18 protein-coding genes are annotated in these 23,174 nt (G+C 55.8%); 3 read left to right on the plus strand and 15 right to left on the minus strand.

What is annotated here, in order from left to right; all coding sequences use genetic code 11:
- Window positions 1-2: 2 nt before the first annotated feature.
- The 12 genes from ACLJQJ_RS17710 to ACLJQJ_RS17765 all read right to left on the minus strand — a co-directional run bounded on the left by ACLJQJ_RS17710 (window position 3) and on the right by ACLJQJ_RS17765 (window position 18,463).
- A complete protein-coding gene (locus ACLJQJ_RS17710) occupies window positions 3-623 on the minus strand; it encodes a YfgM family protein (RefSeq protein ID WP_000409190.1) in 621 nt (206 codons plus the stop codon).
- Window positions 624-636: 13 nt separating this feature from the next.
- The gene (hisS, locus tag ACLJQJ_RS17715; protein WP_001107139.1) at window positions 637-1,911 is read right to left on the minus strand and encodes a histidine--tRNA ligase; all 1,275 of its coding nucleotides are present in this window, start codon (window positions 1,909-1,911) and stop codon (window positions 637-639) included.
- Between the two features lie 110 nt (window positions 1,912-2,021).
- Window positions 2,022-3,140 carry a flavodoxin-dependent (E)-4-hydroxy-3-methylbut-2-enyl-diphosphate synthase gene (gene ispG, locus ACLJQJ_RS17720; RefSeq protein ID WP_000551815.1) on the minus strand — a complete coding sequence of 373 codons (1,119 nt, stop codon included), beginning with the start codon at window positions 3,138-3,140 and terminating at the stop codon, window positions 2,022-2,024.
- A gap of 26 nt (window positions 3,141-3,166) precedes the next feature.
- Window positions 3,167-4,171, minus strand: coding sequence for a cytoskeleton protein RodZ (rodZ, locus tag ACLJQJ_RS17725; RefSeq protein ID WP_001090890.1), 1,005 nt, complete (start codon window positions 4,169-4,171; stop codon window positions 3,167-3,169).
- Between the two features lie 291 nt (window positions 4,172-4,462).
- Window positions 4,463-5,629 carry a bifunctional tRNA (adenosine(37)-C2)-methyltransferase TrmG/ribosomal RNA large subunit methyltransferase RlmN gene (locus ACLJQJ_RS17730; protein ID WP_000003206.1) on the minus strand — a complete coding sequence of 389 codons (1,167 nt, stop codon included), beginning with the start codon at window positions 5,627-5,629 and terminating at the stop codon, window positions 4,463-4,465.
- A gap of 206 nt (window positions 5,630-5,835) precedes the next feature.
- Window positions 5,836-6,267: a nucleoside-diphosphate kinase gene (gene ndk, locus ACLJQJ_RS17735; protein WP_000963846.1), complete on the minus strand. Its 432-nt coding sequence runs from the start codon at window positions 6,265-6,267 to the stop codon at window positions 5,836-5,838.
- A gap of 120 nt (window positions 6,268-6,387) precedes the next feature.
- On the minus strand, window positions 6,388-7,251 hold the full coding sequence (locus ACLJQJ_RS17740; RefSeq protein ID WP_063809312.1) for a 4Fe-4S binding protein: 864 nt from the start codon (window positions 7,249-7,251) through the stop codon (window positions 6,388-6,390).
- Window positions 7,251-8,060, minus strand: a complete 810-nt coding sequence (locus tag ACLJQJ_RS17745) for a dimethyl sulfoxide reductase anchor subunit family protein (protein WP_063809313.1) — start codon at window positions 8,058-8,060, stop codon at window positions 7,251-7,253. The genes ACLJQJ_RS17740 and ACLJQJ_RS17745 overlap by 1 nt, the downstream gene beginning before the upstream one ends.
- The gene (locus ACLJQJ_RS17750; protein WP_000077436.1) at window positions 8,053-8,682 is read right to left on the minus strand and encodes a DMSO/selenate family reductase complex B subunit; all 630 of its coding nucleotides are present in this window, start codon (window positions 8,680-8,682) and stop codon (window positions 8,053-8,055) included. The genes ACLJQJ_RS17745 and ACLJQJ_RS17750 overlap by 8 nt, the downstream gene beginning before the upstream one ends.
- Window positions 8,679-11,057 carry a DMSO/selenate family reductase complex A subunit gene (locus tag ACLJQJ_RS17755; protein WP_001536452.1) on the minus strand — a complete coding sequence of 793 codons (2,379 nt, stop codon included), beginning with the start codon at window positions 11,055-11,057 and terminating at the stop codon, window positions 8,679-8,681. Before ACLJQJ_RS17755 ends, ACLJQJ_RS17750 begins: the two co-directional genes overlap by 4 nt.
- Before the next feature lie 155 nt (window positions 11,058-11,212).
- A complete protein-coding gene (gene pbpC, locus ACLJQJ_RS17760) occupies window positions 11,213-13,528 on the minus strand; it encodes a peptidoglycan glycosyltransferase PbpC (RefSeq protein ID WP_001014772.1) in 2,316 nt (771 codons plus the stop codon).
- Window positions 13,529-18,463: an alpha-2-macroglobulin family protein gene (locus ACLJQJ_RS17765; RefSeq protein WP_063809314.1), complete on the minus strand. Its 4,935-nt coding sequence runs from the start codon at window positions 18,461-18,463 to the stop codon at window positions 13,529-13,531. It abuts the gene before it with no gap.
- A 208-nt stretch (window positions 18,464-18,671) separates the two neighbouring features.
- On the opposite strand from ACLJQJ_RS17765, the gene sseA reads away from it, so the two are divergent.
- Window positions 18,672-19,514 carry a 3-mercaptopyruvate sulfurtransferase gene (sseA, locus tag ACLJQJ_RS17770; protein WP_023241637.1) on the plus strand — a complete coding sequence of 281 codons (843 nt, stop codon included), beginning with the start codon at window positions 18,672-18,674 and terminating at the stop codon, window positions 19,512-19,514.
- On the opposite strand, the gene ACLJQJ_RS17775 is transcribed toward sseA, so the two are convergent.
- Window positions 19,494-19,718 (minus strand): hypothetical protein, encoded by a 225-nt coding sequence (locus ACLJQJ_RS17775; RefSeq protein WP_001535525.1) that lies wholly within the window; start codon window positions 19,716-19,718, stop codon window positions 19,494-19,496. The two genes, sseA and ACLJQJ_RS17775, sit on opposite strands and share 21 nt — an antisense overlap.
- 41 nt (window positions 19,719-19,759) lie before the next feature.
- Here ACLJQJ_RS17775 and ACLJQJ_RS17780 point away from each other — a divergent pair, with 41 nt between their 5' ends.
- Window positions 19,760-20,428: a DUF5066 family protein gene (locus ACLJQJ_RS17780; RefSeq protein ID WP_039590998.1), complete on the plus strand. Its 669-nt coding sequence runs from the start codon at window positions 19,760-19,762 to the stop codon at window positions 20,426-20,428.
- A gap of 415 nt (window positions 20,429-20,843) precedes the next feature.
- Entirely contained in the window at window positions 20,844-20,960 is a 117-nt protein-coding gene (gene timP / locus ACLJQJ_RS17785) for a small toxic inner membrane protein TimP (protein WP_242618368.1), read from the plus strand.
- Window positions 20,961-20,996: 36 nt separating this feature from the next.
- Here the strand turns inward: timP and sseB are convergent, their stop codons facing one another.
- A complete protein-coding gene (sseB, locus tag ACLJQJ_RS17790; RefSeq protein ID WP_063809315.1) occupies window positions 20,997-21,773 on the minus strand; it encodes an enhanced serine sensitivity protein SseB in 777 nt (258 codons plus the stop codon).
- A gap of 109 nt (window positions 21,774-21,882) precedes the next feature.
- Window positions 21,883-23,166 carry an aminopeptidase PepB gene (pepB, locus tag ACLJQJ_RS17795; RefSeq protein WP_000133541.1) on the minus strand — a complete coding sequence of 428 codons (1,284 nt, stop codon included), beginning with the start codon at window positions 23,164-23,166 and terminating at the stop codon, window positions 21,883-21,885.
- Window positions 23,167-23,174: the final 8 nt, after the last annotated feature.

The raw sequence follows: 23,174 nt of genomic DNA on the forward strand, positions 1-23,174 counted from the left end.
TCTCAGATGGACAAATTATTGATTTTCATCTGCATCATTTCGCTCAACGCCGGAGAAGCATCGCTATTGACGCCCGCTTCCCATGCGCTGCGCGCGCCTTTTTTATCACCCTTACTCAGCAACGCTTCGCCGCGCAAATCAGCGACAATGGCCGTCCATCCTTCGCCTTTAACGGCATCCAGAGTTTTCAGCGCGGCATCAGCTTGCTTAAGCTGTAACTGAACGCGAGCGAGACGCAGATTAATCACCGCTTTGAGATTTTCATCGCTGGTGGCCGCCAACCCCTGCTGCAACTGGGCTTCGGCTTTTTTAAGTTCATTCTTATCCACAAACTGCTGCGCCAGTTCCATAGACGCCAGCGCACCATAGGTATTTTTATTCTCAGCCGCGAATTTTTCAGCGGCGGGAATGCTATCCGGCTTATCGGCGCTTACCGCCGTCACCGCATTTTGATACGCCAGAGAAGCAGCACGCGCGGACTCCGTCTGATGGCTGCTCCAGTAACGCCAGCCAACCAGCGCGCCAACCCCTAAAATCACTCCGACAGCCAGCGCTTTGCCGTTTTCGGCAAAGAAGCGTTTAATCGCATCCACCTGGTCGTGTTCGTTCTCGTAAATTTCCACGCTGTCCTTCTCCTTAGCCCAATAAAGTGCGCAAATGCGCGGCGACGCTGTCCTGCGCCACTGCCGTTTGCTCACCGGAGCGCAAATCCTTCACTACAACAGTCCCATCGGCGACTTCAGATTCGCCAAGAACCAGTGCAATACGGGCGCCCCACTTATCGGCGCGGGCAAACTGTTTCTTAAAGTTGCCGCCGCCGTGGTTTGTCATTAGCTTCACGCCTGGCATTTCATCGCGCAGCCGCTCCGCCAGCGTCATTGCCGCAGACTGCGTTTGTGCGCCGGCAGCTACCAGGTATATATCGACAACAGGAGAGGCAATAAATTCCGGATTAACTGCCTGAACTAACAAAACAAGTCGTTCCAGGCCCATCGCAAAGCCCACTGCCGGGGTAGCGCGACCGCCCAGTTGTTCCACCAGACCGTCATAACGACCACCCGCACAGACGGTGCCTTGTGACCCCAGACTGTTTGTTACCCATTCAAATACGGTGCGGTTGTAGTAATCCAGACCGCGTACCAGACGCTGGTTGACGGTGTAGGCAATTCCCGCCGCGTCCAGCAATTTACACAGACCGGCAAAGTGCTCGCGTGAATCGTCATCGAGATAGTCGCCGAGAGCGGGCGCGTCGTTGAGCAGCGCCTGCACGTCCGGATTTTTTGAATCCAGCACGCGCAGCGGATTGGTATACATGCGGCGTTTGCAGTCTTCGTCCAGCGTCTCTTGATGCTGTTCGAGGAACGCGACCAGCGCATCACGATAGTTCGCACGCGCCTCTAATGAACCAATAGAGTTCAGCTCCAGGCTAACGTGGTCAGCGATGCCCAGCGCGCGCCACCAGCGTGCGGTCAGCATAATCAGCTCCGCGTCAATATCCGGGCCTTGTAAGCCGAAGACTTCGGCGCCTAGCTGGTGGAACTGACGGTAGCGGCCTTTTTGCGGACGCTCATGACGGAACATCGGGCCGATATACCACAAACGCTGTTCCTGATTGTACAGGAGACCATGTTCGATGCCGGCGCGTACACAGCCCGCCGTACCTTCAGGGCGCAATGTCAGGCTATCGCCGTTGCGATCCTCAAAGGTGTACATCTCTTTTTCAACCACGTCAGTAACTTCACCGATCGCGCGTTTGAATAACGGGGTCTGCTCTACAATCGGCAAGCGGATTTCACTGTAACCGTAGCTGCCGAGCACGTTTTTGAGTGTGCCTTCAATGCGCTGCCAGATGGCGGTTTCGCCAGGCAGATAATCGTTCATGCCGCGAATGGCTTGAATGTTTTTTGCCACGTTTATTCTCTTTCTGAATATAAAAATGAACCCTCAGCGCTTCCCCGAACGAACCGGGAGCCATGCGGGTTCAATCATACACGGGAAGCGCGCCGCTTCCCATCACGTTCTTATTTTTCAACCTGCAGCACGTCAATCCGACGCGCTTCATCAAGTTGACTTGCTTTCGCGCGAATACGGGATTCAAGCTGCGCGATCATATCGTCGTTATCGAGTCTGTCCTTACGCACGCCGTCTTCATACAGGCCGCTTTTCTTATTGCCGCCCGTCACGCCCAGCGTCGATACCAGCGCTTCGCCCGGCCCGTTCACCACGCAACCGATGATCGAGACGTCCATCGGGGTGATGATATCTTCCAGACGTTGCTCCAGCGCGTTCACCGTGCCGATAACGTCGAACTCCTGGCGAGAACAGGTCGGGCAAGCGATGAAATTGATGCCGCGCGCGCGAATGCGCAGCGACTTCAGGATATCGAAACCGACTTTGATCTCTTCCACCGGATCGGCCGCCAACGATACGCGCAGCGTGTCGCCGATACCTTCCGATAACAGCAGACCTAAACCGATCGCCGACTTGACCGCCCCGCTACGCGCGCCGCCCGCTTCGGTGATCCCCAGATGCAGCGGCTGATCGATCTGTTTAGCCAACAAACGATAAGACTCAACGGCAAGGAATACATCGGACGCTTTTACGCTCACTTTGAACTGATCAAAGTTGAGACGATCGAGATGATCGACATGGCGCATGGCTGATTCCAGCAGCGCCTGCGGCGTCGGCTCACCGTATTTTTCCTGCAGATCTTTTTCCAGCGATCCGGCGTTTACGCCGATACGAATAGGGATGTTTTTGTCTCGCGCGCAGTCCACCACCATGCGAATGCGTTCTTCGTTACCGATATTGCCGGGGTTAATACGCAAGCAGTCAACGCCGTATTCCGCTACTTTCAGCGCAATGCGGTAGTCGAAGTGAATATCGGCAACCAGCGGAACTGAAACCTGCTGTTTGATAAGCTTGAACGCTTCGGCGGCGTCCATTGTCGGTACAGAAACACGAACAATATCTGCGCCAACGCGCTCCAGCGCTTTGATCTGATTAACCGTCGCTTCCACGTCAGTGGTACGCGTGTTAGTCATCGACTGGACGGCGATGGGGGCGCCATCGCCAATCGGCACATTCCCAACGTAAATACGTGTCGATTTTCTACGTTGAATCGGAGCCTGGTTATGCATGAAAAACCTCCCGCGTTACCCGTCTGTTACTGCGCCGGTGTCGGTTCGGCATTAAGGGTCAGACGCGCAACCTGATTAGTTCTGATAAAGCGGCTCAGATCGACAGGTTTTCCTTGATACTGGATCTGCACCGCGGCCGGCGCGCCAATTTTAAGTTTATAAGGCGCCTGACCGGTTAGGTTTAAATTACCATCTTTACGCTGCATACCGCTAAACAGCTTCTTACCCGTGGCGTCAGTGACTTCGAGCCAGCAGTCAGCGGTAAAATTCATCACCAGCGCGTTCGGATCGGCAGCAGGCGCCGCTACGCCAGCCTGACTGGTCGGCAGCGCGGACGGCGTCTCCGTTGCCGCTGGCGCGGCAGATGTCGCAGCCGTATCGACATTCGCCTGCGAAGGCGCGACTACCGTATTTTGCGTTGCCGCCGCCGTTGGCGCTGGCGTTTGCGTCGCCGCCGTCGAATCAACCGGCGTCGCAGGAGCCGGAGCCGTTTGCGCTGGCGTCGTATCCTGGCTTGTCGCGGCACCGGTGTCCAGCGGTACGCTTTGGCCGCTGTCTTTATCTGCGTTCAGTTCAGCCGTGCTTTGATCGGCCATTGTCGTGATCTCTTCCTGCTGCGCCTTATGGTTCTGCCACCACCAGGCGCCGGTCAGCCCTACGACCACAAACAGTACCAGCCAGGTAAAAGACATTAACCAGCCGTCGCGTTTTTTACGACGCTTTCCTAATGAGAAACTCTGCATCGGGGCGACTTTGGCGGCGCGCAGCGGGGCCTGCTTTTCCAGCCCCGGCAACAGTTCCTCTTCTGGAACATGCACCAGACGCGCATATGAGCGGATATATCCGCGCAGGAAGGTTGAAGCAAGATCGGACGGCGCCTTATCTTCTTCAATATCGCGTACCGTAGAAACCTTCAGGCAAAGTCGCTCAGCGACAGCCTGCTGGCTGAGTCCGAGTTGTTCACGGGCATTGCGCAGACGAACGCCGGTGGTTTGTGCTTCATTTTGGTCGTGCGTGGCTTCAGTATTCATTCGCTACAGCTACAGGTACGTGTAAATTAGGATTCAGGCGCCGACGAGCCGTAATGCCCGCCCACACCGCGAAACATCAGGTTAGTTAACCTTAGTCAGACAGTATAAGCCTGTCAGGCCGCAGATGACAAAACCGCTAAGACACAAGGCTAAACTCTTGTTGCACCATTACATACTGCCTTAAAGTCGACAAAAACGCACCGTTATTATTGACCAGACAAGTACAACGCCAGACATTATTCAACTGACATTGCGCCACGGTATAATGAATGCCCCGTGGCGCAACTGCTATCAAATAGCCTTGATGTCAATCACCTCTCCCTGCATACGCTTACGCAGGGTACGTTTGGTACGGTCAATCACATCGCCTGCCAACTGTCCGCATGCCGCATCAATGTCATCGCCACGCGTCTTGCGTACGATGGTCGTGAAACCATAACTCATCAAAACTTTAGAAAAGCGATCGATACGGCTGTTAGAGCTGCGGCCATACGGCGCGCCAGGGAACGGGTTCCACGGAATCAGATTAATCTTACAAGGCGTCTCTTTTAATAGCTCCGCCAGTTGATGCGCGTGTTCAGTGCCGTCGTTGACGTGGTCAAGCATCACGTATTCAATCGTCACGCGCCCCTGATTGGCGTTGGATTTCTCCAGATAGCGGCGAACCGCGCCCAGGAACGTTTCGATATTGTATTTTTTGTTGATCGGGACGATTTCGTCGCGAATAGTGTCATTCGGCGCATGTAAGGAGATAGCCAGCGCGACATCTATCATATCACCCAGTTTATCCAGCGCAGGCACCACGCCGGACGTTGAGAGCGTGACACGACGTTTGGACAGGCCGAAACCAAAGTCATCGAGCATAATTTCCATCGCCGGTACGACATTGGTCAGGTTAAGCAATGGCTCGCCCATCCCCATCATGACCACGTTGGTGATCGGACGCTGGCCGGTGACTTTGGCCGCGCCGACGATTTTCGCCGCACGCCAGACCTGACCGATAATTTCCGATACGCGCAGGTTGCGGTTAAAGCCCTGCTGCGCAGTTGAACAAAACTTGCACTCCAGCGCGCATCCTACCTGTGAAGAGACACACAGCGTAGCGCGGTCGTCCTCCGGGATGTAGACCGTTTCAACGCGCTGATCGCCGACAGCAATCGCCCACTTAATGGTGCCGTCTGAGGAACGCTGCTCTTCAACGACCTCCGGCGCGCGGATTTCCGCGACCTCTTTTAATTTGCCGCGCAACACTTTGTTGATGTCGGTCATCTCATCAAAATTATCGCAGCAATAGTGATACATCCATTTCATCACCTGATCGGCGCGGAAAGGCTTTTCACCTAAGTTTTTAAAAAACTCGCGCATCTGCTGACGGTTTAGATCCAGCAGGTTGATTTTTGTTTCGTTGTTAAGAACTACCGGGGTACTGCTTTCAGGTGTGACAATTTGTTCAGACATATGCTATTCCGGCCTCGTTATTACACGTTATGGCCCCTGGAGGGTTGAAAAAAGAAACGCCCCGGTAAGCTTACTGCTCGTCCGGGGGCGCTGCATTGTACAAATTCTGGCGTAAGGATGCCACGTCTGCACGCGGCATTAGCAAAAATAATATTTGAACCGATAATTTATCGCCAACGCATTTACAGCGTGAAAGACGAAGGAGATTAACGGGTGCGCGGGCACACTTCGCCTTCACCGAAGAAAAAGGCGATTTCGCGCTGCGCGGATTCCAGCGAATCCGAACCGTGGGTGCCGTTTTCAGTTAAGCTATCAGCGTAGTCGGCGCGCAGCGTACCCGCCAACGCGTTCGCCGGATTGGTGGCGCCAAGCAGATCGCGGTGACGCTGTACCGCATTTTCACTTTCCAGCACGGATACCACGATAGGGCCAGAGGTCATGAACTCCACCAGACCGTCAAAGAACGGCTTGCCGTCGTGCTCAGCATAGAAGCCGCGCGCCTGCTCAACGGTCAGGTGCAGCATTTTAGTGCCAACAATTTTGAACCCTGCAGCTTCAAAGCGCGCAAAGATGCTGCCAATAACGTTTTTTGCCACCGCGTTGGGTTTAATGATGGAAAAAGTCCGTTCAATAGCCATGTTTACCTCTGAAATATGTTCTGTTGTTATGTCAGGCGCGGATTATAAAGAGCATCCCATCAATTGCCTATGGATGCAGGTAACATTTTTTTAAAATAAAATGAGCATTAGCAACAAAAGTTAAAGGCGCACAGCAAACTCAGGGGACTGACACAGCACGCAGTGCGTGTGTTCAGGCGTGAGAGCATGGAAAGTACGTTTGCAGCTTTCGCAGATGAGCGTATGCACCGCACTATGCCGCGTTGAGGCGGGTTCCACGTCAAACCGCAGCAGCAGCGCCTGATGCGGACATACCGCCGCACAGCCGCCGCATCCCGTACAACGCGCCGCCGCTATCGTCAGGGTATTGTCGTCAAACTGGATAACGTTTTCCGGGCAGCTTCGCCAGCAGGCACCGCACATCCTGCACTCTTGCGGACTGATTTCGGGTACGCATTCGCTGAACGCGGAAAACGCCTGTCTGAGACGCCGTTTCCCCGGCTCGACGGCGCATGGGGTAATGGCGTCGCGCGGAACATGAAACAGAGTGCGCCGCGAGGCGTTAATCTCCACGCCGACAACGTGTTTGAAAGACCAGCCCGGCTCGCCGTAGCGGCGCAGCGCTAAATTTAGCCCCGCCAGCGCCATCAGCCACTGCGCCGATCGCTCCACCGCAATATCAATAAAGCGAATACCGTACTGGCTGTGCCAGAGAAGCAGTTCATCGACCGTTGGCGCCTGTAGCGAAAACGGCCCCACCAACGTATCCCCCTGCACAAAGCGTTTAACCGGTTTGATACCGGTAATGGCGTCAACAGGACAGACAAACAGACAGTCGCCACAGGCTATGCAGCGCGTCGTATCTATGCTGACCTGCCCTTGCGCCAGCGAAAACGCCTGCGCCGGACAAACATCGGCGCAAGCGCGGCAGGAAGAAAAACGAAAGCGACGACGGACGCAGGCCTGCGTCACGTCTACCGCCGGATCGATCGTCAGGTTAACCATCAGCCAATACTAAAGAAGACGTAGCGCAGCATAATCTCGCCGAGAAGCAGCAATACGCTGCCCGCCACCAGAGTTCCTCTGGCGTTTCGCAGACCGCCTGCGGCAAAGCAGAGCATTCCCGCCGCTGAGACACACCAGCCGAGAAGATAGACGTCACGCAACTGCGCCAGCGCCTGTAGCGGATGATGCGGGAAAGTGACGACCGTCGTATCCACCGCATTAACATCCGCCAGCCATAGCGGCTGCATGATCAGACGAATCAGCACCATCAGTGCGACCACCACCACAGCGCAGCGCATTGCGGCGCCAGCGTTGCGCAGATAAGCCAGCGCAATGACTACCGAACCGATAATGCCTGACGTGCCAAAGAACAGCGCCAGCGTGTTGCTATGCTGCCAGGTCGCCACCGAGGCATGGATATAAACCTGCGCCATGCAGAATACATCCACCAGCCCAAACGCCGCCGCCAGCGCCAGCAGCGGCTGCCAGCCTGGTTTTCGGAAAAACAGCAGCACAACCCCCAGTCCCAGCGCCGCCAGATAAAGGCTGGCAAAGACGATTTCGCGACTCAGCCACGAACTGGCGACATGACGTAACGCATTTAGCGCATTCAGGGGATAGCCCATGTGCAGCGCGGAAGCAAGCAGCCCCACGCAGGCCAGTACAAACGCCCCCGCCATCGCGGGAAGCGCGCCGCGTGCAGGCACGCGTCCCTCTACGGCGTACTGGCGGCCCAACGCCAGCCACAGAGTCACGCCCACAGACCCTTGCAAACAGAGCGTAAAAATCAGCAGCGGTAACTCATGCATGGCGTTTACCCTCTTTTTCTGCGCCCTGATGCGCTTTGACAACCAGATTAGGCTTGGTTATGGATGAATCTGGCAGCCCGTTAACGTCGCATACGCTACCGTACTTCGCGCGCAGTTCATCAATCGGGCCAAACTTGATGGCCTCCAGCGGACAGGTCGCAACACAGACGGGCGGTTCACCTTTCGCCAGTAAATCAACGCACATGTCGCACTTGGACATTTGGCCGGTCTGCTCGTTAAGCTGCGGCGCGCCGTAAGGGCAGGACCAGGCGCAATAGCCACAGCCGACGCATTTGTCGGTATCAACGCGCACGATGCCGTCGCCCGGGCGTTTATGCATAGCGGTAGTCGGGCAATTTTTGGTGCAGACAGGGTCCGCACAGTGATTGCAGGAAATAGAAAGCGTATAAGCAAATACGTTATTGCTGACCCCGCCCTGCCCGGTCGGGATGAAACTTCCGCCCTTGACTTCATAGACGCGGCGGAAACGACGGCCTACTTCCAGATTGTTTTTGTCTTTGCAGGCCACCTGGCAGGCTTTACAACCGGAGCAGCGTGAGGAGTCGATGAAAAATCCCAGTTGTTTATCGCTCACCGGCGGGTAATGTGTAAACTGACTCATGCTTTAGCCACCTCCACCAGCATGGTTTGATGTGAATTTCCTTTCGCCAGCGCGGTAATACGGGCCGAGCTGAGGACGTTCGCACAGCCGCCTTTATCAATACCGTTCTCATCCGGCTGCCACCAGGCGCCGGCCTGCATCGCGACAACGCCAGGAATAATGCGCGGCGTCACTTCCGCCGGGATTTCGCAAATCCCGCGTGAGTTATGAATACGCACCATGTCGCCATGCGCAATGCCGCGCGTTTGCGCATCCTGCGGGTTGATCCACAATGTCTGCTGCTGCACTTCAATCAGCCACGGGTTAGCGTATTGCGTTGAGTTGGCGCGGTTTTTTCCTTTCCACGTAATTAACTGGAGCGGAAAATCTTTCGCCAGCGCATCCTCCGGGCCTTCATGCGCGGGAACGTAGTGCGATAACGCCGGGATTTCCGGATGCTGCATGTCGTACAGGCGCTTCGAGAAGATCTCTATTTTCCCTGACGGCGTCGGGAACGGATGATTTTCCGGATCGCGAATATTGTCTTCAAAGGCGATAAATGGCGCGCTTTTGAACAGATGCTGACGGGTCTTTTGCAGCGTGGCGAAATCCGGCAGATTTTCGTCCGGCATCGCCAGGCGCGTCTGTTCCCAGATGTGTTCAATCCACGCTTTCTCATCGCGCCCCTGGCTAAATTCATTCTCAATGCCTAATTTCGCCGCCACCTCACGTAGCCAGTCGTAGTCGGAGCGCCGCTCAAATTCAGGCTCGATCAGTTTTTCAGAGAGTATCAGGTAGCTTGCCGTGCCCCAGGTTTCACCGATGTTCCAGCGTTCCATAAAGCTGGTTTCCGGCAGCAGTAGATCAGCGTATTTCGCGCTCGGCGTCATAAACAGATCGCTGGCGACAATAAACTGGATCTTTGATTCATCCTCCAGTACGCGTACCGCCTGGTGCAGATCGGGGTTCTGATTCGCCAGATAGTTCCCGGCCAGCGAGAACAGAATACGGATGTTACTGTCCAGTTTATCGGCATCTTTCAGCCCCATATCCGGCGTCACTTTGCTGGCGTCGTCTGCGGCCTGCACCCAGTTCATCACCGAAATTTTGGCTTTTACCGGGTTATCCGGCATCTCCGGACCCGCGGCGAATTTACGGTTAGCGCAGCCGCCGTAACCCGCAGCCCAACCGCCTTTGATGCCGACATTACCGGTAATGGTCGCCAGTAGAGTCGAGCCGCGCGCGGTGCGCTCGCCGCAGTTGTGGCGCTGTGGTCCCCACCCCTGAATCAACGCGGCGGGTTTGGTATTCGCGTAATCACGCGCTAACTGGCGAATGGTTTGCGCCGGCACATGGGTGATCTTTTCCGCCCACTCGGGAGACTTAACGACACCGTCTTTGGCGCCGGTCAGATATGCCACCAGCGATTCGTTAGCCGGTACGCCTTCCGGCATTGAGTCTTCATCAAAACCGATAGCGTAGCGCGCAATAAATGCGCGATCGTGCAGATTCTCGCTGATGATGACGTACATCATCGCGTCCATCAGCGCATTGTCGGTGGTGGGCAGCAGCGGGATCCACTGATCCGCCAGCGACGAAACGGTGTCGGAATAGCGCGGATCGACCACGATAAACCGCGTACCGTTCTGCTTCATCTTCTGCAAGAAATAGTTGGTATGACCAAAAATGGTCTCCGTCGGGTTATGGCCCCACAGAATCACCAGTTTGGTCTCCAAAAGCGTATCCAGCGAACTGCCGCTGGCGGCAATGCCGTAAGTATAAGGCGTCGCGGCCGCCGTGTTGCCCATACTCACAGAATGGTAGCTTTCGAGATAGCCGCCGGTCAGATTCAACAGGCGACGCGCCATTTTATCGCCGGAAAAGGTGCCGCCGGAAACGGCGGTACCAACATGAACATAACGCGAAGCCGGGCCATATTTTTCAGTAATCGATTTTAAATTATCGGCGATTAAGGTTGTCGCTTCATCCCAGGAAATGCGCTCGAACTTTCCTTCACCGCGTTTTCCTACACGCTTCATGGGATATTTAAGTCTGTCAGGATGATAAACAAATTTACGGTATGCGCGTCCACGAACACAGGCACGCATCACCGGCATTTGCGCATCCAGCGCATTATCCGGTCGCGTTGAAATTCGCGTCACGATACCGTCACTAACATGCGCCCGAATATCGCATTTGCCCCCGCAGTCAAAAGTGCTGCATGTCTGAACGACTTTTTCCGCAGGCCTGTTTTCAGTTGCTGTCACAGCGCGCGCCTGAGCGGTAGCTGGCGAGGAGACAAAGGGTAACGCAATAAGCGCGGAGCTGGCCTGGATAAAGTGGCGGCGAGAAATAGCGGGCTGTTCGCCATTTCCCTGGCTTTTTATATTTTTCATGATCCGACTCGTCAAATAAAAACCCATTCTCACGTTTTTAAGTGTTAGATCTTTTGATATTTATCAAGCTCCCTCATTAAGGGTAATTCCGGAAAAATTAATAATTCTCATTAACTTTAAATTAAATGAAATTCATAATTTATTCTGAAGAGTTGTTAACGTATTAATTCAAAATTAACCGCTGCAACCTGACCGGACTCATCCATTACGACAAGTTGATAACGTCCAGCGATATTGAGTAATAAAGAAAGGCGATTATTTTCACCATTAACAGGTTCGCCATTTAAAAACCACCAGCGACGCCCTTTACCGCCGGTAGTCGAGACGGGCAGCGTAACGTTTTCCTGGCCTGGCAATTGCCTGATCACCGCGCCATCCCTCACTCCTGACAGCATTAACGGCGCGGCATCACTGCCCTGTAGCGGCGGACAGTGGTCGGACGCCGCGGGCAAGCGGGCGCTACGTCTTTCCGCAGGCGGCAGCCACGGCTCCAGCGGCCGCGGCCAGACGATAAACGTATGCGCACGCGCCTGCGGACAGTCGGCAGCGACACGCCGCCCCGTATCATCCAGCCAGACCGGGAAACGAATACCGTTGATGTCTTCCTGCTCAGGTAACAGCAGCGTGGGCGGCTGGCTGTCGTCAAGCAGCCATGTCGCCAGTCGGCGGCGACAGTTGCTGTCTCCGGCAGGCAGAGTCTGTCCGCCCGGCCAGCAAATGACGCCGCGGCTTACCGTCTGCGGACGCGGATCTTCCGGCAGGCGTCCCGTATGCGCCAGTAACAGATTATTGACCTGGTTAAGTAATGGCACCGCGCTGGCAAAACCAAATTGCCCCACCACAGGCGTGCCGTCAGGTCTGCCTGTCCAGATGCCGATGATATAGCGCGCGTTAACGCCAATAGCCCACGCATCGCGATAGCCGTAACTGGTGCCGGTTTTCCACGCCAACGGCACAATGCGCGGCAGCGCGTTATCCGGCAAGGGTTGCGCTTCATCCGCCATAATCCGTCGAATGATCCACGCCGCTCCCGGCGACATTAATGGTCTTTCCGACAGCGGATCGTCCGGCTGTAACCGTAGTTTCGCCGCTTTCCCATGACGAGCGAACGCGCTGTATGCCGCCGCCATCTCGTCAAGCCGCGCGCCCGCGCCGCCCAGAATCAGCGAAAGATTGGGCGCCGCGCCAGCAGGCAAATATAGCGGCAGGCCGACGTTACGCAGTTTTGCCGCAAATCGTTTCGGCCCATAGGCTTCAAGTACCTGAACGGCAGGCAGATTCAGCGAGCGTACCAGCGCGTCGCTCATGCTGACCGGGCCGTGAAATCCGCTGTCGAAGTTTCCCGGGCGGTAATCTCCGGTGCGGCGCGGAACGTCCTGTAATAATGATGCGGGATGGATCAAGCCGTCATCCAGCGCCAGACCATACACAAAGGGTTTGAGTACCGATCCCGGCGATCGGATCGCCGTTACCATGTCGACATGACCAAAACGGCTGTCGTCATTAAGGTCTACCGATCCTACCCAGCCGCGCACGCTCATATCGGTATGATCGACGACGATCATCGCCAACGAACTGCGTGCAGGCAGCCGCCCTTTCCATGCCCGCGCCAGATCTTCCAGTTGCCGCTGCAATCCGGCGTCCAGCGTGGTCACAATTTTGTCGTTCTGGCTTTTACTCAACATCATTCGGGCAAAAAGCGGCGCCAGTTGCGGCATTTGACGCGGCGCCAGCCAGACCGGTTCTTCACGCGACTCGCGTACCGTTTCGGCAGGCCAGACGCCCTGCGCCGCCATCCGATCCAGCACTTTATTTCGTGCCGCTTCGGCTCTCGCAGGCCAGCGGTCGGGGCGTAACCGGCTCGGCGCCTGCGGCAATACGGCCAGCAGCGCCGCGTCAGCGTAGCTCAGGCGCGCGGGCGGCTTGCCGAAGTAGGCCCAGCTTGCAGCGCCAATACCCTGTAGCGTGCCGCCGAACGGCGCGCGGTTCAGGTACAGCGTCAGGATATCGCGCTTGGACAAATGCCATTCAAGCTGGAGGGCGCGCCAAAGCTGGCGGATTTTACCGCCGAACGTGCGCGAATGCGGGTCCAGCAGTCTCGCCACCTGCATAGTCAGCGTACTGCCGCCGGAAATAACGCGCCCGGCGGTAAGATCCTGCCATGCCGCGCGCGCGACGGAGAAAGGGTTAACGCCAGGGTGCCGCCAGAACCAGCGATCTTCGTAATTGATTAAGGCCTCCAGGTAGCGGGGAGAGACCTCTTCAATCGTCACCGGATAACGCCAGATCCCCCCGGCGTCGGCAAAGCGCCACAGCGGCGTACCGTCATGGGCTACCACGACCCGCGCAGGATGGACCTCATTGAGCGGCAGCGGCCAAAGTTTATCCGCCGCCCATAACGCCAGAAGAATAAAAAGCGGCGCGCCCGCCAGCCACAGCCAGCGGCCACGTTTACCACGCCAACCGTTCATTTAAGGCGTCACAATCAGCAGCCCCTCGCTCGCGCCGGTTGCCCGCCACTGAGGCGCGTACATCGATTCCACCTGCGGTTGCGCAAGCTGGTACGTTCCCGGCGTTACCGCGCGCGCCAGGTAGACCAGCGTCACGGGCTGGCCCTCATTGACAACGACGGCAGCCACAAACCGATCGTCGCGGAATTCCATATACTGAATATCCGCCTGCTGCATCTGATTAAGCAGATTTTGCACTTCGCTACCGCTCTCCGGCAGGCTGGCGCTGCTGTCAGCCAGATTCTGGTTTTCCAGCTCCAGTCCGGCCGGGAGCAGGTCCACCACCAGCGCATCCGGCACATTGCGATCGGCCACTACCGTTAACCAGACCAGCACCAGTTCGCCGCTACGCAACGAGGACAGCGATTTGCGCTGACCATCGGTCCCCAGTATTTGTCGTTCAATCTGCAAAACGTTGCTGGCAGGCTCAGGCGCAGATGAGGGATAGCCGCTGCTATCCAGACGCAGCCATAGCGGCTGGCTACCGGTGTTCGTCACCTCAAGGGCGGCCAGCTGGTCAGCATCCAGATTACGGGTCAGCGCCTTGTCGCCCGACAGCGGCTGCGCCTCTAACGAGGTCTGCGCCTGCCAGGCGCCCGCACTGGCCTGTCGCGAATGCGCGGCGAGGAACAAGGCATTGTTCTCCTGGGTAGAGAGCCAGCGCTGACCGAAGGCCTGCTCAGAAAGCGAGCTTAATAGCGCGTTTTGCGCGTCCGGTCTGAGGTTGTTCTCTTCCAGTAACGACAACATCAGAGCGTTATCGCGCAGAGAACTGCCGTAATCCGCTATCCATTGCCGTTCGTCCTGACGCGGCGTATTCAGAGCCAGCGTAATGGCCTCTTCGCCGCGTCTGGCATCACCCATCGTGTTTAACGCGATGCCCAATTGCATCAGCGGCAGTCCTGAAGCCGCCTGACTACGGCGCTCCCAGATTTCGCGCAGCGCGCCGAGCGGCGCTTTCTGCTGACGCGCCAGTACCAGCGCGGCGTAAGCCTGAGCGGCAAAAGTACTGGCCTGAGTATTATCGCTATAACGAATCAGCATCGTGCCGGGATCCTGCAGATAGCGCAGCAGTCGCTCATTGCCCCGGTTAATGGCCTCCGGCAGGACGCTATATCCCTGCTCGCCCGCGCGAATAAGGAAATCCATCGCGTAGGCCGTTAGCCAGGGCTCTTCCGCCCCATTTTCATCCCATAGCGCAAAACCGCCGTTATCACGCTGCATCTGTAGTACCCGTGAGATGCCGATATCCACCGCGGCGCGCCGTTTTTCATCGCTATCACCGGTAATACCGAGCGACTGCAATTGAGCGGCATTGGTATACAGCGCCGGGAATAACCCGCTGGTGGTTTGTTCCAGGCACCCGTACGGATATGCTTTCAGCTCGCGAATGTAGCGCGCCAGATTGAGCGGCGGTTTTCCGCTTAACAGCAGTTGTCCCTGTAACGTGGCTGGCGAGACGTTTGCCAGATGCTGCTCTGGTACATGCCAGCTCTCTCCCGGCGCCAGCGCAATGCCGCTATTTACCGTTTGGGCAGGCCAGGCCGGACGCACGCCGATTTGCCACTGCTTATGCTGCGCGCCGAGGGTTTCTCCCGGCAGATTCAGACCGCTAATGGTCGCCTGGATTTCGCCTTCGCCAAAACCTTCCAGCGCGCGTACCGGAACGAATAAGGTGGTGCGCACGCCCGGCGCCAGGTTGACCGGTTGCGGCTGCTGGCTAAGCAGTTCCAGTAACCCACTGGCGGCGAGCGCAATATTCAGCGTCTGCGGACGGTCGGTCAGATTGGTGACGTCCAGCACCAGTCGCGAAACATCCCCTCCCGCCAGAAAACGCGGCATATTCAGCTCGGCAATCACTGGCGCGGCGACAACGACTTTGCTTTCGCCGCGACCAAAATCGTCCGCTGTCCATGCCTGCGCCATAACCCGCAGTTCGCCGTTAAAGTCGCCAATCGGCAGCGTTACGATCCCTTCGCCCTGCTCATTGAGCGTGATCGGCTGCGCCTGCTGCGCGATGATATTGACATGGTTTACCGGCGGTTTTCCGCCGCGCTTAAGGTCGTCGCCATCGCCGCCAAAACGCAACGCCGCCAGCCGCCCCTGCCCTTCAATGACCTGGCCGTAAATATCGTAGATATCCGCACCGTAGCGTTTTTGACCGAAGAACGCCTGCCACGGGTCCGGCGTCGCGTAATCGGTGATATTCAATACGCCGCTATCGACCGCGGAGACCAGCACGTTGATCTGTTTTGGCATTTCGCCGTGTTTAACGCTGGCTTTCACCCTGACGGTGAGCGGCTGATTCGGGCGCATTTTAGCCGGGCTTTCCAGCGCCAGATCGAGGCGGCGGTTTTCATCCCCCAGCGGTAGGTGTAGTAACCCCACGGCGCGTTTTGGCGTCGCGGAACGAGATTTATCGCCGGGACGCACCACCAGCGTACTGAGATAGAGATCGTGGCGATTCCAGGTTTTATCCACCGGAATCGTGAGCTCCAGACCTTGTGCCGGCACATCGATCGCCTGCCACCACAGCGGACCGTCGCTGGACTCCACCATGGCATAACCTTTACCGGCGACCGGCGCGGCGATATGCAATTTCATGGTGTCGCCTGGACGATAATTCGCTTTATCCAGTTTGAGGGTGACGCGATCCGGACGCGCCGCGCCGCTACCGTCGCTGTTATCCTGCCAGCTATAGCCGGCCCAGAAACGAACGCTGCTGACCGTCTCATTCGGCGCTTTGACCTCCAGACGGTACGCGCCCCATTCCACCGGGAAGCTGACTTTTCCGGTTTCATCCGCGTTAAGATCCAGCGTCTGCTCGCCCTCCACCAGATCTTTTTGATCAAACTGCGACTGCCAGCCTTCGCTTTCCGACCAGTTCCAGTAATAGTCGCGACGCTCGCGGATGAGCCGCACCTGTAAACCAGACACCGCTTTTTTCTCGCCCTGCGCGTTGGCGTAAACAATATCGAATGCGGCGTTGCTGTCTTCGTCGACAATCGGTTGATTAACGGTGGTATCCGTACGGTAGTCGTATACCGCTTTGGCGGCGAACTGTGGACGAATTCCCGGTAACGTATCGGCAGGCCAAATCGCCTGCTCTACGCGACGAGTGACCGGACGACCGCCAGACTCCAGCAGGCTGGCCTGTAGAATTACCTGCAGCGGCGAATGCGCTTCTTGCCACTGGCTGGCAGCACTCACTTCACCACGTCCGCCTTTATCCAACGTCAGTTGAACTTCGTCCAGGCTGCGCGAAAGATTCTCTTCGGCAATATTGCCGAACTGGAAGCCAGGCAAGGCCGCGACAGCGTCGCGCAGCGGACGCAGGAAAAGTTGCCCTTGCAAGGTATTGCCGTTAGCAGGCGCGCCATACAAGTAATAGCCGACAACGGAGAATTTCACCTCATCCGCAGGCGCCAGAGGTGTTTTTTGCGCCGTCAGGTTGAGCGCCATCCGCTCCGGCATAAAGTCTTCCACGTGGAAATCCCAACTCCGCAGCAAATTATCGCCGGTGTTGGCGCGGACATGCCACAAGCCGGTCGGCGCGTTGATATCCAGCGGATAATTCAAACGGTATAGCCCGTTTTCCGGCTGGCTGACGACGGTACGCATCACCTGTCCGTCTGGTTTTACCACTTCCAGCTTAACGGGTTGATCGGGCAGCGTTTTACCGTCGCTATCGCGCAGTAATCCGTTGAGGATAACCGTTTCGCCCGGTCGGTAGAGATCGCGCGGGCCGAACATAAAGAACTGCTTGCTGTAGCCGGGCGCGCCAGCGACATTAAATTCCGACAGATCCAGAGCCGGAAGCGTGAGATCGAGCAGCGTGGTCTGCTCCTCTTTACGCGCCAGTAATAGCGCCGCCGCTTTATCAGCTTCCAGTTGCACATGTCCCTGCGCGTCGCTCGTCGCCTGCGCCAGCGTCTGACCTTTATCATTCAGAAGAACAATCTCAATTCCCGACTGCGCCGCGCCGTTTTCCAGGCTTTGCGTAAAGATATCCAGCCGATTATGGTAACGGTGCGCGGACACGCCGATATCGCTAAGGGTAAACAACGTAGCGGCATTACTATAGTTGTAGTGTCCAGCCTGATTCATTACCGCCACATATACGCCCGCCTGTTGCAGCGGCTTAATATCGCTTAATGGCAGCAGCAGTTTCTCACGCGTATTGCGCGCCGGATTAAGATCAAAACGACCGGTATAAACCAGATCCGCCATTTTCAGCAGATTGTCGGACTCCCAGTTAGAGAGAGAACTACGGTACTCCCACTGGCTGACAAATGACGCCAGCGATCCGGGCTTAACGCGGAAAAAGTTCACATCAACATGGTTGACGTTAAGCGCCATGACCGGCAGTCCTTCCGCTATTTTCCCCGGTAGCAGCGATCCCCGGCTGGCAAAGCCGACGCTGGGCTGGACATCACGCGTGGTAATCGTTTTTTCATAAGACTTGCCGAAGGTGGCGTTATTCAGCGCTTTAACGGCGGGATCAACCGTGACCACCAGCACGCGTTCAGGTTCCAGATGACGTAACCTTAGCTCTTTTAAATTTGGCGCCAGCTCCCATGCGCCGTCAACGCTGCCGCTTTTCTTATCAACCACGTGAACCACACGGGAGAAATCCTGTTCAGGATCTAAAGGAATTGAAAACGTCAGCACCAGCGTCGCCGCGCCGTCAAGCTGCGCTTCGGAGGCGTCTAATAGCGTGAGCGCTTTGCCCTGGCTTTGCTGCGCCAGCTTTTGTAGCTGTGCCGGGTCTTGCGCGGGCGAGGGCTGCGCTACGGCTGGCGCTTCGCTTTTAGTCGTCGGGGCGGTTTTATCGTTGTTATCGCATCCCGCCAGCGCCAGCATGATCATGCAGGCCCCCACGCGTAAATGTTTCATCTTTCATCCCTGGCCTTAACGGCCTGTCAGCAACGGTTGATGAGATATTATGCGTGAGAAATTTTATTGTGTAAGTCCGTATTACTGTGATGATGCGAAAATTTTACGCAGAAATGTGGTTTCGCCAGCCAAAACAGCCTCTTCTACTTGTCCCTTTTCGGGAAACGTCCGACAATTTGATCATAATCAGGTAACAATGGAGATGCCCATGACCACCGCCTTTTTTGTCGCCGCCGACTGGCTTGCCGAACATATTGATGATCCGGAAATACAGATTCTTGACGCCCGTATGGCGCCGCCAGGACAGGAACATCGTGATATGGCGGGCGAATATCGCGCCGGACATATTCCCGGCGCGCTGTTTTTTGATATTGAAGCGCTTTCCGATCGCGCATCGCCGTTGCCGCATATGATGCCGCGCCCGGAAGCGTTTGCGGTGGCCATGCGTGAACTGGGTGTTCGCCAGGATAAACACCTGGTCATATACGATGAAGGCAATCTGTTCTCCGCTCCGCGGGCATGGTGGATGCTGCGCACGTTCGGTGCCGAGAAAGTGTCCATTCTGGCGGGCGGACTGGCGGGCTGGCAGCGCGACGAATGGCTATTGCGCGAAGGCGAGGAAGCGCATGAAGGAGGCGAGTTTGAGGCGAAATTCACGCCGCAAGCCATGGTGCGTCTCACCGACGTATTGCTGGCAAGTCATGAAAAAACCGCGCAAATCGTTGACGCGCGTCCGGCGGCGCGTTTCAACGCTCAGGTTGATGAACCGCGTCCGGGACTAAGGCGCGGACACATTCCTGGCGCGCTAAACGTCCCGTGGACGGAACTGGTGTATGAGGGCGAATTAAAGACCACTGACGAACTGAATGAGGTTTTTTTCAGCCACGGCGTGAGTTTCGACAGACCGATTATCGCCAGTTGCGGTTCCGGCGTGACGGCCGCGGTCGTGGTGCTGGCGCTCGCCACGCTGGATGTGCCTGACGTCACGCTTTACGACGGCGCGTGGAGCGAATGGGGCGCGCGTACCGATTTACCGGTTGAACCCGCTTAATATCCGCCATGCCGGATGGCGCTCACGCTTATCCGGCCTACCGTTCAGGCTGATGTAAAACGATCTACAGACATTGTTTTTATTCAGCTGTTTTCCACTGTCCTGCAAACGGGCATTATTTTCTCTTAATAAAATCCTATTTTTTATCGGTAAATACTTTACGCCGGGTATAAGGAGTATCATCACCGCTGTTTTGGTTTTCACCGGAAAATAACTCCTGTAAAGATAATTTTTAAGGATGGAAAATGGATATTTTACTCGCTAATTTAATTGAGTTGGTTAAAAAGGTTAACCGTAATAAGGTGCCTAATTCTATGCCTGCCGAGGAAATAAGTCGTCTGCGAGTGCGTAAGTATCGCGATCCGCAAAATACGGAAACCACTGAGTTGCCTGAAAGCCTGAAGGCGCTACTGGCCTACGACCGCGATCTACTTAGCAATTATAATATGCCTGTGATTGAAACATTACAAAGATCTATTGATAAAGAGGGAGTAATTCATTCTTACTCCCCTGATGAAGAGGCGTATTACGGCGCTGGCATGGATAGCTCAGGTATTGATATTGAAGATCTGATGCCTGTCTGGAGTAACGATCCCCGTCTTCCGGCATTAATTCGTATCGATCATGTCGGCGATCAGGCCATTTTTATCTATATCACAGAACGGGATGCCAACGGCGAATACCCTATTGCCCGCATGGAACGTAATGAATTCTGGCTGGCGGAGTCTTCTCTGGTGGAATATCTCTATAATATTATTTCGGGCGCTAAAGACATTGGCTTTACCGAAGAGGATTTACATCTTCCGCAATGGAAGGCACAGCAAAAAATGAATGAACAACGCGATGCCGCTTTACTTGACCTGGAGGATTATCATGAGGCGTTTTGGGCAAAACTGGACGCGCTCGTCGATTAATCGACATGCTGTCGGGTGGCGCTCACGCTTATCCGGCCTACCGTTCAGGCTGATTTAAAACGAATCTACATAAATTCGGTTTAAGCAGGCCACAAAAAAACCGCTCAGTTGAGCGGTTTTTTTGTGCTGGTCCGGTTCGCGGCCTTTCCAGCAGGCTTTGTTGCCATAGCAACGCAGGCACACCGTAGGGGATTAATACTCCCTTTTAAGGGAGCAAATGTCAATATGATTTACCGGGAAACTATTCAACATTTGAGGTATTATCTTTCCCGGCCCTTTCCGCCGTCTCGCAAACGGGCGCTGGCTTCAGGAGAGGATAACCCATGGCCGTAAGCGCAGGCACACCGTAGTGCCTGCTATCACGGCATTATCGCCAGCGGTGCTGCCGTGATGCGGTCTTCGCAAGGACCGCAACATGAAGGTACGATGCTTTTGTGTCGTGCTTCTTGTTTCTGGCACGTTGTGTCTTCACGCAGACAGAAGCCACCCAGGTAGCTCTGTTCCCGTAACGCTCAACGTCCAGAGCAGGTAAGCCAGGAGGCCGCCCTGTTGGGCGGCTTTCTTTTCTTCAGATGATGCGGTTCTGTTTAAAATCGCGCAGGAACCCGCCCCAGCGGCGCTCGTAGAACGGCGCGATATGCTCGGTGATAAAGTGGCTGATACCCTGCTCGCCCTTCCTCACCTGACAAATATCGATCGGTTCGTCACCCGGTAACGTGTCGGTCGCCACATTGCCCGCTGCGTGAATGATCTCTTCAATCTCGCCGTCAGCCTCAATGCCAATCAGCAGATTGGGTTGGGCGTCCGCATGTTCTTTAATCGCGCAGAGAAACGCGCGTTTCACCGGTTTGATGGTTTTAAACAGCGTAGTGAGGGAATCAATCATCTGCGACGGCGGCTCGGCCACTTCGGATAAAATAAGCGACTCGCCGCCTTCCAGCACTTCCTGCGTACTTAACGGACTGCCTTCCTCAGCGAGAAGCAGGCTGATTTCACGCGGCATAAACTCTTTGCCCGTCGGCAATTTAGCGTTGAGGAATAGCGTTTCGCCAAGCGTCATTTCAAACAGCGTGCGCGCCGGCATCACCACAAATGCCTGTTCGTCTTCCACGGCCTGCTGCAGCGCCTCCAGAGAAGTAAAGAAGGGAATGACGGTCGTGCCGTCTTCTTTTTCCCAGTGCTGCAAATCCAGAGCACTGTCTTCCACAATCGCCTCGCCTTCGGCAGCGCTGCCCGGCGCCCAGACGGTGGACTCCAGTAAGGTACGGAAAAATGCCGGACGATGCGCGGGCTCAGTCGCCGCTTTCTCCAGCAAGATTTCTAATTCATTTTTAGTTTCGGACATAGGAATCACAAATTATGTATATGGGTTGTAGGCCTGATAAGACGCACGGCGTCGCCATCAGGCAAAATGCCGGGTGGCGCTTCGCTTACCCGGCCTACAAAAACACCGTTCAGGCGGTCAGCAAATTCGCGATGGTGCGCACACCCAGACCGGTTGCCCCGGCAGCCCACTGCTCAACCGGCGCTTTGCGATAAGTGGCGGAACAGTCAATGTGCAGCCAGCCTTCGCGGTAATTTTCAACAAAGTGCGACAGAAAACCTGCGGCGGTGCTTGCCCCGGCGGGATACGCCGCGCTGCCGGTGTTGTTCAGTTCCGCAAAGTTAGACGGCAGCTGGTTACGGTGGAACTCCGCCAGCGGCAGACGCCAGAACGGTTCATTCTCTTGCGCCGCGCTGGTCAGCAAGCGCCCCGCCAGCGTATCGTCAAAACTGAATAGCGCATGGTAGTCGTTACCCAGCGCCGTTTTCGCCGCGCCGGTTAACGTCGCCATATCAATGATTAGCTGCGGGTGTTGCGCGCTGGCGTCAATCAGACCATCTGCCAGCACCAGTCGCCCTTCCGCATCGGTATTCATGACTTCGACATTCTTACCATTACGGTAGCGAATAATATCGCCCAGTTTAAACGCATTGCCGCTGATCAGATTATCGGCGCAGCACAGGAACAGTTTTACGCGTTTATTCAGCCCACGGGTAATGGCGAACGCCAGCGCGCCCGTTACTGTCGCCGCGCCGCCCATATCGGATTTCATTGAGTCCATAAAAGCGCTTTGTTTGATACTGTAGCCGCCGGAGTCAAAGGTGATACCTTTACCGACCAGGCAGGCATAAACCGGCGCATCTTTGTCTCCCGTCGGGTTGTAATCCAGCGCCAGCAGCACCGGCGGACGCTCAGAACCACGGCCTACGGTATGCAGCCCCATATAGTTCTGCTCGCGCAGATCTTCGCCTTTGGTGATACGGTAAGTGACGCTATCGCACGCGACGCTGCACAGCAGATCCACCGCGCGCTGCGCCAGTTGCTCCGGCCCAAGCTCTTCCGCCGGAGCATTAATGGTGTCGCGCACCCAGTCAATAATGGTCAGGCGGTTATCCAGTTCCTGACGTTGGGCATCGTCTAAATCCGGCCACATTACGGTACGGACGCCTTTTGGTCCTTTGTAACCCGCCCAGAATGCCCAACAACGCTCGGTATCCCATCCTTCGCCTGTCAGCGCGACCTGTTTTATTCCCAGGCCGTCGATTTTACGCGCCGCACGCTGGATCAATCCCAGATCGTCTTTACCGTTAAGATGCAAGGTAATACCGTCGTTATTAATACTGTAAGTGGCTTTATCGCCCCAGCGCGCATCGGCAGGCTGCGTGGAAAGCGTAATTTTCATGGCTTCTGTCATTGTTATTT

The sequence above is a fragment of the Salmonella sp. SAL04202 genome (assembly GCF_046550775.1).
Taxonomy (GTDB): domain Bacteria; phylum Pseudomonadota; class Gammaproteobacteria; order Enterobacterales; family Enterobacteriaceae; genus Salmonella; species Salmonella enterica.

Bases quoted from the DNA above. Each gene is read 5' to 3' on its own strand.
- ACLJQJ_RS17750 (WP_000077436.1), bottom strand. From the start codon at position 8,682: ATGAGTCAGTTTACACATTACCCGCCGGTGAGCGATAAACAACTGGGA.
- ACLJQJ_RS17740 (WP_063809312.1), bottom strand. From the start codon at position 7,251: ATGGTTAACCTGACGATCGATCCGGCGGTAGACGTGACGCAGGCCTGC.
- ndk (WP_000963846.1), bottom strand. From the start codon at position 6,267: ATGGCTATTGAACGGACTTTTTCCATCATTAAACCCAACGCGGTGGCA.
- timP (WP_242618368.1), top strand. From the start codon at position 20,844: ATGAAGGTACGATGCTTTTGTGTCGTGCTTCTTGTTTCTGGCACGTTG.
- pepB (WP_000133541.1), bottom strand. From the start codon at position 23,166: ATGACAGAAGCCATGAAAATTACGCTTTCCACGCAGCCTGCCGATGCG.
- ACLJQJ_RS17730 (WP_000003206.1), bottom strand. From the start codon at position 5,629: ATGTCTGAACAAATTGTCACACCTGAAAGCAGTACCCCGGTAGTTCTT.
- sseA (WP_023241637.1), top strand. From the start codon at position 18,672: ATGACCACCGCCTTTTTTGTCGCCGCCGACTGGCTTGCCGAACATATT.
- sseB (WP_063809315.1), bottom strand. From the start codon at position 21,773: ATGTCCGAAACTAAAAATGAATTAGAAATCTTGCTGGAGAAAGCGGCG.
- ACLJQJ_RS17765 (WP_063809314.1), bottom strand. From the start codon at position 18,463: ATGAAACATTTACGCGTGGGGGCCTGCATGATCATGCTGGCGCTGGCG.
- ACLJQJ_RS17755 (WP_001536452.1), bottom strand. From the start codon at position 11,057: ATGAAAAATATAAAAAGCCAGGGAAATGGCGAACAGCCCGCTATTTCT.
- ACLJQJ_RS17745 (WP_063809313.1), bottom strand. From the start codon at position 8,060: ATGCATGAGTTACCGCTGCTGATTTTTACGCTCTGTTTGCAAGGGTCT.
- rodZ (WP_001090890.1), bottom strand. From the start codon at position 4,171: ATGAATACTGAAGCCACGCACGACCAAAATGAAGCACAAACCACCGGC.
- pbpC (WP_001014772.1), bottom strand. From the start codon at position 13,528: ATGAACGGTTGGCGTGGTAAACGTGGCCGCTGGCTGTGGCTGGCGGGC.
- ispG (WP_000551815.1), bottom strand. From the start codon at position 3,140: ATGCATAACCAGGCTCCGATTCAACGTAGAAAATCGACACGTATTTAC.
- ACLJQJ_RS17780 (WP_039590998.1), top strand. From the start codon at position 19,760: ATGGATATTTTACTCGCTAATTTAATTGAGTTGGTTAAAAAGGTTAAC.